Here is a 13333-nt window from a genome sequence, read left to right on the forward strand (position 1 = left end):
CGGTTAGCGGGCCTTAGGCAGAGTGAGGATCATGGTGGTCCCGTGTGGCCCGGTCGAACTGATCTCAATGGTGCCACCCGCTGCGACAGCAATCTCCCGCACTAGCGCGAGCCCCAGACCATAGCTGCGTCGTCCGCCCTCGGAGGGCTCTGTAGTGTGGGCAAATCTATCGAACACCCGGGTGCGGTCGATCCCGGAGATCCCGGTGCCGGTGTCAGTGACAGAAATCAAAGCGGTGTGACCAGCTTTGCCGGTGGAGACGGTGATGCTCCCCCCGCGGGGTGTGTGGTTGAGTGCGTTGTCCACTAGCCCTAACACGGCCCGGCGCAGGCTGTTAGAGAGGATGCGAGCCGGCGGTGCGCCGTTATGGACGCTTTCGAGCCGGATACCGAGGGAGGACGCCATGTCGCCTAAATCTGCCAGGACGTCCTCGACGACGGCGGCAATGTCCACCGGTTCGGCAGGAGCACCGCCGCCTCCCGTGGCAGCGAGCAACAGCTCCTGGACAGTGGCGGAGAGAGCGGCCGTGTCAACGCGAATTTGTCCTAGAAGCCGTGCTGCGTCAGTCTCGGGGTCCACTTTGTGCTGTGCGAGCTGGACCCGGGCATCGAGGATGGTTAGCGGCGTGCGCAACTCGTGGCTGGCGTCCTGGACGAAGCGTCGCTGCAACTCCAACGCTTGACCGAGGGGGCGGATAGCGCTGCGGGCGCTCAACCAACCGATGGCTCCCGCTGCCACGATTCCGGCAAAACCGGCAACAACCATGGCCTTCAGCATGTCGTTGGACTCGACGTAAACGCGAGTTGACGTGTCCGTGGCTGAAACATCAGGGTGGTGGGAGAGATAAAGCATGTAAATGGCGGCTGCGATGATGACGGCTATGACCATGAGAGCAATGGCGGCGGCAATGCGGATTGCCACGGTAATGGCCGCGCGGCGCAGTTGAGGTGTATCCGCATGGGGTGCGCTGGAACTACTCATGAGTCATCGCCAATCTGATAACCGAGCCCGTGGACTGTGCGGATGAGGGCTTTGTCCACCTTCCGACGCAGGTAGTGGACGTAAGTGTCAATTACTCCAGGAGAATCACCGGGGTGGAAGAGAGCCTCGACGAGCTCGGGTCGGGTGAACACGCGGGAAGGATTTCCGGCCAGCAGTGCCAGCAGTTCGCTCTCCTTGGCGGTGAGGTCGACATGGTTCCCATACTGGGATCGCAGCTTTCTGCTCACCGGATCCAGCACCCACGTGCCAATCTCCAGAAGTGCCGGTGTGGAGCCGAAGTTGCGTGTGATGGCGCGCAGCCGTGCCTTGAGTTCACCGGCGTCGAAGGGCTTACTCATGTAGTCATTGGCGCCGGCGTCCAGTCCGTCGATCTTTTCAGCTGTGCTGCCCAGGGCCGTGAGGATCAGAGCCGGGGTGCCTACGCCGTTGCTGCGCAATGCCCGAACAAGCGCGAGTCCATCCATGACCGGGAGCCCGCGATCGATCACTAGGACATCCCATGTGCCGGTCAGGGCTAGATGCAGGCCCTTCTGACCATCAGCGGCGAGCTGGACGTAGTAGTCGCCAGCTAGCAGTTCTGCGATCAGCGGACCCAACACGGCGTCGTCCTCTATGAGGAGTAGTCGTGGCAGTTCAGAGTTGGGCATGGTCCTCATTGTCCAGCGTTACCGGCATCGGCGCACTAGTTGACGCGCGGCGGCGACGAAGAATGCTGATGGCACCAGGCAGAACGGACAGTAAGACCAGAACGACGGCAATCACGTCAATGTTTTTTGCGACTATCTCAAAGTGGCCCAGCCACGTGCCCAACAGCACTACAGAGCTGGCCCAACCGAGGGCACCGACAACGTTCCACAGCGTGAACTTTTTGTGGTCGTAGTGCGCGATCCCGGCCACGAGAGGCGCATAAGTGCGCACAATCGGCACGAACCGGGACAGCACCACTGCCCAGCCCCCTCGACGGGCAAAGAACTGTTCTGTTTCCACCAAATATCTTGTTTTGAGAACACGGGCATCGTCCTTGAACCAGCGCCGTCCAAACTTCCGCCCAAGGAGATAGCCTACCTGGTCTCCAGCTATAGCAGCCAGCGCAACGACGCCGATCAGCACCGGCAACGGCAGCCCAAGCTGTTGATGGAGCAACCCCGCGGTGAATAACAACGAATCGCCCGGCAGGAAGGGGAACAGCACACCGGATTCGATGAAGATGATGAGTGCGACGACGGCCAGCGTGGCGGGCCCGAGCCCGCCCAGTAACGCTGTGGGGTCTAACGAGGAGAGGAGCCCTGTGGGGACGGTTGCAGGGAGAACCAAAGTCGGAAAAGTCATTGATTTGCGCTCCGATCTTCTGAAACTGTGGGGGCCAGAGGGCCGAACCTGCCCAGAAGCGGGACTCGGGGCAGTACCCGTCGTTGATATTGGTTCCACACGGCGGCGAACAGCACCACAGCGGCGCTCGCAGCGAGAAGTGACGCAACGACGTCGCTGGGATAGTGAACGCCGATGTACAGCCTGGACCAGGCGATCACCAGCGGAATGCAAATCCCAAGAATGGCGGTGATCCGCGCCCAGCGGGTTTTCCTGGCGAGAAACCAGAAGGCCCAGGCTAATCCAACGGCCAGTGCCACATGGCCGCTGGGAAAGCTGTTGGATCCGGTTTCGGGGGCAAGTGGGTTGAAGAGCAAAGCCGGGTCGGGACGGGGACGCGCGATCACGGCCTTGAAGAACTGGCTAGAGAGCCACCCTGACGCCGCCACCGCCCCAAATGCCACTGCGTTCACGGGGGACTTGCGCACAATGAGCAAGAACAAACTCACGGCGGCAATGATCAGCACACCGCCTGCAGGAGAAAAAATAGTGCCAATGGAGAGAGCCACGACGTTGAAGATGCCGTCGTGATGGCGGCTAAGATCTTGATCCAAAGTGAACTCGTCGGTGGTGAATCGTGCGCTGTTGATAGCGTAAAAGCCCAACGCGAGCACGATCAAAGACAAGGAGAGCACCCACAGACCCCATAGCCGTGGCTGTGGGAGAACCTGGAGCCGGGTCTGGAGCGCGGACACTTCGTGTGGCTGCGGTCCGGGCCCTGTTCTATGGGTGCTGCGCGAAGGCAGTGAATGGCTCAATGAATTCTCCAAAGCATGGTGGATGGACAAGCGGCCCGGAGACCTTTCTTCCACTGTGCCGTGTGTAGTCTAAGAATTCGCTAAGAATTTCCTTGAGAGCTGTTGTTAATCCGCTTTAAGGGCAGTGATTGCCATCACGAGGGTTCGCGCTTCCGGACGGAGCGCGAAGTCCGGCCAGACGTCAGGACCGCACGCACGTGATCCCAGCCCGTGCTGCGCGGCGTCTAAGAGCAGATGGGTGTGAGTAGGGGCGGGTAGCTCGTGTGGATGTGCAGCCGCAGCGATCTGTCCGGGCGTGTGGTGAGAAAGCGTGAAGCCTGGCAGCCTGCCAGCGGCATCGGGCTCGGCGTCGATGCGCAGCCACGGGCCGCCGTCGCGGAGCAAATCCACAGAGCGCATATCACTGCGATGGCCGGTCTCCTGGGGCTTGGCATACGGGAAGGAAAGTTCTTCCACCGATGCCTGATACCGACCCACGAGCGCCGCACACATGCTGTCCGGATAAGACTCCAGCGGTCCAGTTCCAAACCACGACGCGCCAGCCACCTCCAGTGGCAAATCAAAACTGACACCGATACGGGGCAAGATGACGTCCCACCCGGTGCTGGGTGTGATGTCCACTCGCAGCCAGAGCTGGCCGTCAACGAACTGCCAATTCTCTTCCATGGCAATGGTGGCCCGACGGTCTGCGGCCGCATAGCGGGTCAGTCTACGCAACCCATTCTCCAGCGTAGCAACCTCTTCGACACGGCCCGTGAGCCGGTCCAGGCCAGCGTCTTTCCAAGTGCTAGAGCGTGCCGGGGCGGGGACGCCCCTGCCATAGTTTTCCCAGGGGTCCGCGGCGTCGTAGGAACCAAAGCCATTTCCGTTGTCATTGTCAGTGGGAGCACGCCACAGTTCCAACCGTGGTCCCTTAACGGCCAGTCCGTTTAGAGCCGTCAACTGGCCAGCATTGAAGCGGGCAGGCCCCAGCTCGAGGACTCCGGCCCTGGGTGCAGATCCAGGTGCCGATCCAGACGCTAACACAGTGGGAGATGGCCGAGGCGTGCGGGACTTCACCGCAGAACTTCGCCGGTTAGTTCCCTCAGTGACATCAAATTGCGCTACGGAAATCACATGCCCTGCTGGAGCCCACGGAGTGTCATGGCGCAGCGCAGCTTCCACCGTGAGCCAGATTTCGTCGGTGTCGTCCCGATCCGTACGCTGGCCCAGCACATCAGTCAGCGCAAGTGTGGAGGCTGCGCCCGGGGCGAGAACTCCGACGTCGAGCATCCCATGGGAGAGTAGAACGCCGTCGCCCTCCAAGCGCCAACGCAACTGTATGTCTGAGGTATCAGCGCTGTGACGCAAATTGGAAACCAGCAAGCTCACCCCGGCATCCGTGGGTATGAATCGCAGCCTGATGGGTGCCACAACCGCCTTGTACTCATGGAGGCCGGGAGTGGGGGTGGAATCGGAGAGGATCATGCCGTCCATGACGAAGTTGGAGTCATGAATCACCTCACCGAAATCTCCGCCATAGGCGAAGAACTCCGTGCCGTCCGCTGTTCGCGTACGGATTCCGTGATCTCGCCACTCCCAGACGAAACCGCCATGCAGCCTCGGGTATTTATCCGTCAGATCCTCATATTGGTCAATTGCGCCGGGGCCGTTACCCATGGCGTGGACGTACTCGCACAACATGAAGGGTTTACTACGTTGCCTTGCGGACTCGGTGGCAGTGCAGCCAAGTAGGAGCGAGCGGGAGTCATCGCGGCCAATCGAATCCGTTTCCGGAATCGAGGAATACATGCGTGAGTACACATCCGTGTAGGAACCGGTGTAATCGCCTTCGTAGTGGACTGGGCGGTGCGCATCACGGGCATGGACCCAGACGGACATCGCAGCGAGGTTGGCTCCCGTGCCGGACTCATTGCCCAGTGACCACATGACGATGGAGGCATGGTTCTTATCCCGCTCTAGGGTGCGTTCCATTCTGTCCAGATACGCGTCGCGCCATGCGGGGTCATCACTGGGGTTCTTCGCCCAACCGCCCGCTTCGAATCCGTGAGTTTCAAGGTCACATTCAAGAATGACCCAGAAGCCGAGCTCGTCAGCTAAGTCCAGCAGGCGCGGATGAGGGGGATAGTGGCTGGTACGGATGGCGTTGATATTGAAACGCTTCATCAACTTCAGGTCCGCGCGGGCGTCTTCTTCATTGAATACGCGTCCGCGGTCGGGGTGAGTCTCATGTCGGTTGACGCCGTGGAACAGAACGCGGCGCCCATTGACTAAGAACAAGCCATCCTTGATCTCCACTGTGCGGAAGCCAAGTTTGAGGGAGAGCGTCTCCGCTGCCGTGGATACGGTGGCCTGGTACAACCGCGGAATTTCAGCAGACCAGGGCCGGACATTCTCCACGCTCAAGGGTACGACGTCGGCTGGCGTGTTCCAGCGAACCTCAACTCCCAGCTCTGGCACCCGGAGGGTTACTGGGAAGGCCTGCAGGTCAGCGGTAATTTCCGCATCGATGGTGCCGGTTCCGGTACCCGTCTGCGTTGCCCCAAAGTCCGCCAACCACTGCGTGCGAAGCCAAACGTCATACAGTCCCGCGGCAGGCCGACTCACAAGAGTCACATCCCGAAAGATGCCAGGAAGCCACCACTGGTCTTGATCCTCCAAGTAACTGGCCGCAGACCATTGGTGTACCCGCACAACTATCAGATTTTTGCCTACTCTTAGCGACCCGCTGACATCAAATTCCTGTGCCAGTCGACTTCCAGAGCCCACTCCTATCTCTAGGCCGTTGACCCACACTTTGTAGCGAGACTCCACCCCGTCAAAGCGTAAAACGACGCCACCAGTGCCGTTGAGCCATTCCGCCGGGATAACAAAGTGGCGGCGGTAATCACCTGTGGGGTTCGCATCAGGAACATGCGGGGGATCAACCGGGAACGGAAACTGGACGTTCGTGTAGATCGGGCGCCCGTACTTGCCGTCGTGACCCAGTACCCAGTGGGACGGGACAGCGATCGCATCCCAGCCGGAGTCGTCAAAAGACTCCTCAGCCACCCCCTCCACCGCCTCGCCATCGGGGAGGACGGCGCTGCAACCAGGAGTTCCCGGGGCTCCGGGCAGCAGACGGAAGTGCCAGTCACCGTTCAATGAAATCTCCGGCGCGTCAGTGCGAAGCCATGACCGTGCAGGCATTCTGGCTCCGTGACCGGCCCGGAGGTCGCTGATGTAGCTGACTGTGTTTGTTTCGCTTGCAGTGCTTGCGTCGTTGAGCAAATTATCAGGAGACATGATGAACGTCCTTCGTGGGTGGGAGCCGACTGGAGACGAAACTACCATATATTTCGAGTACTCACTCGAATTTCACAATTAATACAAAAGACGTGGGCTAGGCTGGCACATCATGGGAAGCAATCCAGACGGAAAAACGGCAAAGCGGGGACCCTATGCAAAGTCGCGACTGCGGCGCGAGAGCATAGTAACGGCCGCCCATCAGGTATTCGCCGCTCACGGCTACCGAGGAGGATCGCTGCAGGACGTGGCGGACAAGGTAGGGATGAGCCAAACTAGCTTGTTGCACTATTTCCCCTCCAAGTCCGAGCTGCTGCTCGCGGTGCTGGTGTTACGCGATTCCGTTGCTGCCGGCGAAATCGCTCGCGCAAGCGACGGCATCCCTGCCGGGCTAGAAGAATCTTTCGTCGATGCCGTGATCCGGCAAGCACGCTTCAATGAGACAGTGCCGGGCGTCATTGAGCTCTACACGGTGCTGTGTGCGGAATCGTTGACGGAGGACCACCCGGGCAAGGCGTATTTCACGGACAGATACCAGAGGCTACGGGAGAGCTACGCCAGACGTTTTAGAGCGCTCGCCGAAGAGGGCAGACTGCGTGAGGGTGTGGACCCCGCGCGGGCAGCTGCCACCCTTATTGCGGTGTGGGATGGCATCCAGACTCAATGGCTTATGGCACCGGAGAATATCGACATGGCTGGTTGCCTGCGTGACTACCTGGACTTGGTGGTACTGCCGGGCTGACAAGCGGTCCCGAACTCTTAGGGTGCAGCACAGGCACAGGCACAGGCATCAGCACAGGCTTGAGTGCAGCGCAGCTGTGACGGCTCAGTTTCTGGCCATCTCCGCAACGAGTTCCCGAACTACCGCATGCAAGTCGCCGTCGTTCTTGGCCGCGACGGCACGCTGGCGCTGGTACCCAGCGCCTCGGGAGATGATGTCTTCCACTCCGGCTAATTCTTTGGCGCATCCCAAACGGGACGCTACTGGTTCAAGTCGGTTGATGAGTTCCATGAGGTGTTCGGTGACGGGCTGTTCGCGCCCTTGCGCGTCCAGGATAATGATGGCGTCCATGCCGTATCTGGCGGCGCGCCACTTGTTTTCCTGAACGTGCCACGGAGGCATGGTGGGGATGGTCCCGCCATTGTCTAGAATATTGGAGAAATCCTGAACCAAGCATTGCGTGAGTGCTGCAATGGAGCCAATTTCTTCCAACGTGGACATGCCGTCGCAAATACGCATTTCAATGGTACCCAGACCCGGTACCGGACGAATGTCCCAGCGAATTTCGTTCGTGGCATCAATGACTCCGGTGGTGAACATGTCCTGGACGTAGTCTTCGTAGCCGCTCCAGTCAGAGAATTGGAATGGCAGCCCGGCAGTAGGGAGCTGTTGGAACATCAGTGCCCGTTGAGACGCATAGCCGGTGTCCTCACCGCCCCAAAAGGGGGATGAGGCGGACAGCGCTTGGAAATGCGGGAAGTGGTTGAGCAGACCATCTAGTACGGGCATCGCTTTGGCGACGTGGTCCAGTCCTACATGGACATGAACGCCGTAGATGAGCATTTGGCTGCCCCACCACTGAGTGCGATCCACCAGCTTTGCGTAGCGTTCTTTATCCGTCACTTCCTGCGTGCGGGGATTACTGAAGGGGTGGGTACCGGCGCTGAGCAGATCCAAACCCAGCGGGTGCGCTGCTGCGCGGACAATGTTCAGATTCCTGCGCAAGTCCTCCGTGCCCTCTTCCACCGTGTGGGCCACACCTGTGACCAATTCCACGGTATTTTGCAGCATTTCACCCTTGATGTGCGGGTGTTCCTCGTCATTCATGGCAAGCGGATGAGTCTGCGCCACGGCCGCCAAGACCTTGTCGGCACCGGCAGCGAGTTCGCCAGTTTGGTTGTCAACGAGCGCAATTTCCCACTCCAAACCAAGGGTTGACTGCTCAGAAGTAGCAAAATCGATCTTCACTGCGGGTCCCCCTTTATGGGTGGTGTGGGTGCATTCCGCATGCATGAATGAAGCAGGCGCCTTTTGATTGTAGTTGACAGTGGTGGGGCAGAATGGGTGAATGCCCATTTTGAACAAAGACATGACTCTCTGCATTTCCTTGGCGGCGAGGCCCAGCAATATTGGTACGCGGTTTCACAACTACCTCTATGACGCTCTGGAGCTGAACTTCGTCTACAAAGCTTTTGCCCCCGCGGATCTGGCACAGGCCATTGCCGGCATTCGCGGGCTGGGCATTCGCGGTGCAGCGGTGTCAATGCCCTACAAGGAGGAAGTCATCGCTCTGGTGGATGTGATGGATGCTTCCGCCGCGGCGATCGACTCCGTCAATACGATCGTTAACGACGGTGGTGTCCTGACGGCTTACAACACAGATTATTTGGCGATTGCCCGGTTGCTGGCCGCGAACAGTATTCCGGTGGAAACCACCGTGCTGCTGCGAGGCTCCGGTGGTATGGCCAAGGCCGTAGCCGCTGCCTTGCACGACGCCGGATTTGCAAACGTCACGATTGTGGCTCGCAATGAGGCTGCTGGCCGGGCGTTGGCAGGGCTCTACGGCTTCGAGTGGGTCCCCGGGTCCGACGCCGACCGGGCGGAAATGCTCATCAACGTCACCCCACTCGGTATGAGTGGATCTGAAAAGAATGTCCAGTCGTTCACTGATGCTCAGGTAGCGGCTGCGAAGGTGATCTTTGACGTCGTCGCACTACCCTCCGAAACGCCCCTTATCCTGGCAGGACTCGCGGCAGGCAAGCACGTCATTACGGGTGCGCAAGTGATCGCTCTTCAGGCGGAGGAGCAATTTGTGCTCTACACGGGAGTGCGGCCCAGCGGGGAACTGGTGCGAGAAGCTTCAGAGTTTTCCAGGCAGTAATCGGGCTGCTTGTGAAAAAGTGAAATAGCCGATGTATTTTTTGCCAAGGCGATTACTTTGCGCGCGCGTTCCTCGACCAACTCAAACCGACTGCCTACTTCGTCGATTTGTACTGCGCTGATCTGCTCGCAGACGTCCGTCTGGCACCTATGAATCGTCGCATCGAGACTAGCAAGACAGCTCCAAAGGCCGATAGCCCACCACCAATCACCGACGGGAAATCAAAGGCGCTGATCGTCAGAAAAAATAACGACCCAGCCAGCACGAAAACGGTAAGGGTCGCGGTAATTGCCACTTGCATCCCGACTGAATGTGTCATGAGGGGAGTATATACCCATTTTATGTATTGGCAACCTTGGTATCTATTTAATTAAAGAAATTCAGATTATATCTAATTTCAGTAATTAAGAGCAAAAAATAGGATTATAAAATATCTAGATAACATCTGATTCGATTAGAAAGTGTTAGAAAACGCTCGCATAAATCTTCCTCCCTCACTAGCGCAGGCAAGTCTGGTATCGACGTTCATTTGCTGAACGCTGGGGTTCGTTTCCCCGACTCGTCTGAGTCGTTGGCCACCGTTGGGATCGTTCCCTCGGCCGCGGAGCCGTTTTGTGCTCACTGCGGCCGCGCGTGTGGCTCGGTGACAAGGATTCTGAAAAGCCGGATCCTGTGCAGCCGGACCGCAGCATGAGTGCGATCTGTGTCTGAATGCTGATCGGATACTTCGCCTCAGCACGTACAGCCAGCGGTGTCGATGAGGAGCGGCTTGACCTGGAGCCGCTGACGTTGGGTGATCTACGGGGAATTCTGGCTAGCCAACACCCGAAATTTGCTTGGGCGAGTGCACCTTCGCGGGCGACTCTGCTGAGTCGATGCATCTTTTTGAGCAACAAAGTAGCCTTACCGAACATGGCTGCAGTGCTGGAGGCGACCGCCGTCGTCGCCGTTCTGCCGACGTTTGCCGGCGAGTAAATGAGTCTAAACTGGCACACGCTATCAAGGGGGAGACATGTCCGTACGTACCAAAGGCCGAGTTGGAGCTTCGATTACAGGCCTTCATATTGCCTCAGCCATCGTGCTGGCTATTGCCACCATTGTGGTTAGCGGTTACATGTTAGTTGCAGTAGTTGGCATGTCATTCGTTGGCGATGCCCCCCGGTACGCGAACACCAATAGTGGCATGATTGAGTTTGGCATCGGATCGTGCCTCGCTGTGGCGGTGGGCATGCCTTTCGTCACCCTGATAGCGGCCACGTTGGCCTCTCCTAAGTATCACCTTGGGCTACTGACGGGCTGGGGATGCTTCGTGCTTCAAATTGTGCTGTTTTTCATTGCGGGATCATTCTTTTCTGCAGGGGCTGGCTCCCCGTCCCAAACTTCTCTGGCAGCCTCCAAGCACCAGGCGGTTAGAACCTCACCAGCTCTAACCGGCGCACCAGCAACAATCGTGGCGCCTAGGTGCCGGGGCTAGTAGTCACCCGTGATTCTTAAAGCGCGCAGGATTGACCGGGCTTTTGGTGAGTGGTTGAGAGTAGAACGGAACACGTCTGAAAAAGGTAGTTCTCCTTGGGGCGTAGTTTTGGAGATCAGTCATTGCCACGTCAAACTAAATGCGGTTATTTAGAGAATGAATATTAGAAAATAGAGCAGAAAACGATATAAGTCTCTACGAATTCAGTTGAGACAATGAAGTGAACCAAACATCAAATGGGTCAATCTGTAGTTTAAGAGTCCAACGGTTCAACGACGACTGCGACCCTGTCTTCACCGATTCGGGTCAGGATCAAGGTGGCCTTGTTGGGCCCTTTCCCGGAACCGGTCAGCAACTGGCGGCGGAGTTCCTCCGGGGTGATTGAAATCCCGCGTTTTTTGATGTCCAGCACGCCGATCCGATTTGCCTTCACCCATGCTTTAAGTGCTTTGACGTTCAACGGCCGCGCTTCTTGGACTTTGTAACCGCGAGCAAATGGAGTCTCCACGGGATGGTCCGTGCAAATGTACGCTATGTGTTCGTCTATCAAGTGCCCGCCCATGATGCGGGCTAAGTCCGCGACGAGTCCAGCGCGAATCACGGCGCCGTCGGGCTCATACAGATAACCGAATACCGGACCGGTTTGAACGTCCTGAGCGTACGGGACGTACGGCACCGCACTGGTCAGCTCGGACGAGCCATGCCGGCCAATGACCAGTGCTGCCCGGCGGATGCCTGGTCGGGCCAGTGCATTGAAGTAGAGTCCGGCCTCGACTACGTCTCCGTTGACGGAAATCCACTGTGCCTCCGCAGCATCCGGGATGGCCTCATGGGGAATCCCCGGACCCATTTTTACGCCCATGGCCAGGCCAGCATCAGCGAGCTTTTCCACGAACGAAAAAGGCGGTGAGAAGGCCTCCGGGTCAAAGAGTCGTGTGGTCCCTGATGTGCTGGTGGTGCGACGAGCCGGGTCAAGCCACACCCCCTGAATCCCTTCGAGATCGACGTCTTCCGCCTTGGCGCATACAACCAACGCATGCGGAAAAGGCATTAAGTTCACGGTGGCACAGGCTGCCGTGATCTCATCCATTTCTACGGCTGTGACGGCGATGTCCAAGCCGGCCATGGCCAGCGAGTCAGCGCCCAGACCACACCCAAGGTCTGCCACGGAGGTGATGGACGCGTTCGTGAACCGCTGCGCGTGCAGCGCTGCAATATTCAACCGGGTGGCCTGCTCCAGGCCTGCCTGAGTGAACAGCATGTGAGCGGCAAACTCGCCAAATTTCTCCTCCGCTTTGGCCCGCAGTCGGGACTGTGTCAGGGCAGCCGCCACCAATTCCGGACAGTGCCCAGCCTTCCGGAGGGTTTCGTTGAGTTTAAGCGAAGCAGACTCGCTGTACGTGTCCAGTGAGGACAAAAGCTCCCATCCGGCGGAGGTGAGAAGAGGGGAAATTGCGTCTGTAGACATGGATCAAGCGTAGCCGCCAGCGCCCGTTTAGCTGTCCTTGCGGATCCAGCGGAAGGTCAGGCGACACAGGATGAGTCCCACAACCAGCCACACACCCATGACCAAAGCCACGAGTCCCAAATCCCACGTACCAGCGGGTTCCATCGTCTCAAAGGAGGCTGGCAAGAACACGCTACGCATTCCTTGTGCCATCCATTTGAGTGGGAAGATGCTTGCCACGTTTTGTAGCCAACCGGGCAGCTGCGCAAAGTTGAGGTAGACGCCTGAGATGAACTGCAAAAGCAGCACGATTGGAATCACCACGGCAGTAGCACTTTTTCCCGACCGGGGCAGCGCCGATAAAGCGATGCCAAGTACACAGTTGGTAATTACGCCGAAAAGGAACACCCACGCAAACGTCAGCCATTTCCCACCATCCGTGGGCAGCTGGACATTGAACGCGAACCGGGCCACGAGTAGCAACAACCCCACCTGAAATACGGAGCTGATAAGAACCATGCCGATCTTGCCCATGAAATATGAAAAGACCGGGAGGGGAGTACCGGCAAGACGCTTGAGTGTGCCATCTCCCTTCTCGCCGGCAATGTCCACTCCCAGGTTCTGTACCCCGCTGAGCAGCATGCCTGCGGCCACCATGCCCGGTACATAGAACGCCGCAAAGCTAATTCCGCCACTACCATCGGGGGCGGCGCCGATGTTTCCGCTGGTGCTGAACGCTACCGCGAAGACGGAAAGCATCAGGATAGGGAATAAGAACGTGAAAAATACCGAGTCTCCCTGCCGGAAGTACAGGCGTAGCTCATAACCAATTCGGGAGGTGCCAAGTTCCAGGGTCTTCACGCGACACTCCCAGTTGACTGTGTCTTCGACTGAGACGGGGACTGGGCTTGGGTCTGCGACTGCGCCGTTTCCTCGGCTGTTGGCTGGGTTGGCTGGGTTGGCTGGGTTGGCTGGGTTGGCTGGGTTGGCTGGGTTGGCTGTGACGCTGTCGCCGGGAGTCCATGGCTGGCCACAAGTTGGAGATAGATGTCTTCCAGCGTTGGCCTGGTGATTTGTAGCCCTTCCACTTCCCCTCCTGCTTCGGCATACAGTCGGG

The 13333-nt window shown here is 58.4% G+C and carries 13 protein-coding genes and 1 pseudogene; 4 read left to right on the plus strand and 10 right to left on the minus strand.

Going from position 1 to position 13333, the window contains the following annotated elements:
- Nucleotides 1-3: 3 nt before the first annotated feature.
- The 5 genes from LOH53_RS13070 to LOH53_RS13090 all read right to left on the minus strand — a co-directional run bounded on the left by LOH53_RS13070 (nt 4) and on the right by LOH53_RS13090 (nt 6413).
- Entirely contained in the window at nt 4-981 is a 978-nt protein-coding gene (locus LOH53_RS13070) for a sensor histidine kinase (RefSeq protein ID WP_230068185.1), read from the minus strand.
- On the minus strand, nt 978-1649 hold the full coding sequence (locus LOH53_RS13075) for a response regulator transcription factor (protein WP_230068186.1): 672 nt from the start codon (nt 1647-1649) through the stop codon (nt 978-980). The genes LOH53_RS13070 and LOH53_RS13075 overlap by 4 nt, the downstream gene beginning before the upstream one ends.
- Nucleotides 1636-2331 carry a DedA family protein gene (locus LOH53_RS13080; RefSeq protein WP_230068187.1) on the minus strand — a complete coding sequence of 232 codons (696 nt, stop codon included), beginning with the start codon at nt 2329-2331 and terminating at the stop codon, nt 1636-1638. Before LOH53_RS13080 ends, LOH53_RS13075 begins: the two co-directional genes overlap by 14 nt.
- Nucleotides 2328-3065 carry a phosphatase PAP2 family protein gene (locus LOH53_RS13085; protein ID WP_230068188.1) on the minus strand — a complete coding sequence of 246 codons (738 nt, stop codon included), beginning with the start codon at nt 3063-3065 and terminating at the stop codon, nt 2328-2330. Before LOH53_RS13085 ends, LOH53_RS13080 begins: the two co-directional genes overlap by 4 nt.
- Before the next feature lie 168 nt (nt 3066-3233).
- On the minus strand, nt 3234-6413 hold the full coding sequence (locus tag LOH53_RS13090) for a glycoside hydrolase family 2 TIM barrel-domain containing protein (protein WP_230068189.1): 3180 nt from the start codon (nt 6411-6413) through the stop codon (nt 3234-3236).
- 112 nt (nt 6414-6525) lie between these two features.
- Between LOH53_RS13090 and LOH53_RS13095 the strand changes: the two genes are divergently transcribed.
- Nucleotides 6526-7155, plus strand: a complete 630-nt coding sequence (locus tag LOH53_RS13095) for a TetR/AcrR family transcriptional regulator (protein WP_230068190.1) — start codon at nt 6526-6528, stop codon at nt 7153-7155.
- An 84-nt stretch (nt 7156-7239) separates the two neighbouring features.
- On the opposite strand, the gene LOH53_RS13100 is transcribed toward LOH53_RS13095, so the two are convergent.
- Nucleotides 7240-8382, minus strand: a complete 1143-nt coding sequence (locus LOH53_RS13100; protein ID WP_230068205.1) for a glutamate--cysteine ligase — start codon at nt 8380-8382, stop codon at nt 7240-7242.
- Between the two features lie 100 nt (nt 8383-8482).
- Here LOH53_RS13100 and LOH53_RS13105 point away from each other — a divergent pair, with 100 nt between their 5' ends.
- Nucleotides 8483-9295 (plus strand): shikimate 5-dehydrogenase, encoded by an 813-nt coding sequence (locus LOH53_RS13105; protein ID WP_230068191.1) that lies wholly within the window; start codon nt 8483-8485, stop codon nt 9293-9295.
- Between the two features lie 94 nt (nt 9296-9389).
- On the opposite strand, the gene LOH53_RS13110 is transcribed toward LOH53_RS13105, so the two are convergent.
- The gene (locus tag LOH53_RS13110) at nt 9390-9614 is read right to left on the minus strand and encodes a hypothetical protein (RefSeq protein ID WP_230068192.1); all 225 of its coding nucleotides are present in this window, start codon (nt 9612-9614) and stop codon (nt 9390-9392) included.
- A 392-nt stretch (nt 9615-10006) separates the two neighbouring features.
- Between LOH53_RS13110 and LOH53_RS13115 the strand changes: the two genes are divergently transcribed.
- Both LOH53_RS13115 and LOH53_RS13120 read left to right on the plus strand, forming a co-directional pair.
- The gene (locus LOH53_RS13115) at nt 10007-10270 is read left to right on the plus strand and encodes a MoaD/ThiS family protein (protein WP_230068193.1); all 264 of its coding nucleotides are present in this window, start codon (nt 10007-10009) and stop codon (nt 10268-10270) included.
- 37 nt (nt 10271-10307) lie between these two features.
- Entirely contained in the window at nt 10308-10769 is a 462-nt protein-coding gene (locus tag LOH53_RS13120; protein WP_230068194.1) for a hypothetical protein, read from the plus strand.
- A 253-nt stretch (nt 10770-11022) separates the two neighbouring features.
- Here the strand turns inward: LOH53_RS13120 and LOH53_RS13125 are convergent, their stop codons facing one another.
- From LOH53_RS13125 to LOH53_RS13135, 3 genes and pseudogenes are all read right to left on the minus strand, one after another.
- The gene (locus LOH53_RS13125; protein ID WP_230068195.1) at nt 11023-12237 is read right to left on the minus strand and encodes a class I SAM-dependent methyltransferase; all 1215 of its coding nucleotides are present in this window, start codon (nt 12235-12237) and stop codon (nt 11023-11025) included.
- A gap of 27 nt (nt 12238-12264) precedes the next feature.
- The gene (locus tag LOH53_RS13130; RefSeq protein ID WP_326832788.1) at nt 12265-13077 is read right to left on the minus strand and encodes an ABC transporter permease; all 813 of its coding nucleotides are present in this window, start codon (nt 13075-13077) and stop codon (nt 12265-12267) included.
- Nucleotides 13074-13333: pseudogene (locus tag LOH53_RS13135) on the minus strand (DUF4162 domain-containing protein); the annotation flags it as partial. The pseudogene LOH53_RS13135 and the gene LOH53_RS13130, both read right to left, overlap by 4 nt.

Origin of the sequence: Arthrobacter cryoconiti, assembly GCF_020905375.1 — a bacterium.
GTDB lineage: Bacteria > Actinomycetota > Actinomycetes > Actinomycetales > Micrococcaceae > Specibacter > Specibacter cryoconiti.

Coding starts and splice junctions, on each gene's coding strand:
- LOH53_RS13105 (WP_230068191.1), top strand. CDS start 8,483: ATGCCCATTTTGAACAAAGACATGACTCTCTGCATTTCCTTGGCGGCG.
- LOH53_RS13115 (WP_230068193.1), top strand. CDS start 10,007: ATGCTGATCGGATACTTCGCCTCAGCACGTACAGCCAGCGGTGTCGAT.
- LOH53_RS13090 (WP_230068189.1), bottom strand. CDS start 6,413: ATGTCTCCTGATAATTTGCTCAACGACGCAAGCACTGCAAGCGAAACA.
- LOH53_RS13120 (WP_230068194.1), top strand. CDS start 10,308: ATGTCCGTACGTACCAAAGGCCGAGTTGGAGCTTCGATTACAGGCCTT.
- LOH53_RS13095 (WP_230068190.1), top strand. CDS start 6,526: ATGGGAAGCAATCCAGACGGAAAAACGGCAAAGCGGGGACCCTATGCA.
- LOH53_RS13125 (WP_230068195.1), bottom strand. CDS start 12,237: ATGTCTACAGACGCAATTTCCCCTCTTCTCACCTCCGCCGGATGGGAG.
- LOH53_RS13110 (WP_230068192.1), bottom strand. CDS start 9,614: ATGACACATTCAGTCGGGATGCAAGTGGCAATTACCGCGACCCTTACC.
- LOH53_RS13070 (WP_230068185.1), bottom strand. CDS start 981: ATGAGTAGTTCCAGCGCACCCCATGCGGATACACCTCAACTGCGCCGC.
- LOH53_RS13080 (WP_230068187.1), bottom strand. CDS start 2,331: ATGACTTTTCCGACTTTGGTTCTCCCTGCAACCGTCCCCACAGGGCTC.
- LOH53_RS13075 (WP_230068186.1), bottom strand. CDS start 1,649: ATGCCCAACTCTGAACTGCCACGACTACTCCTCATAGAGGACGACGCC.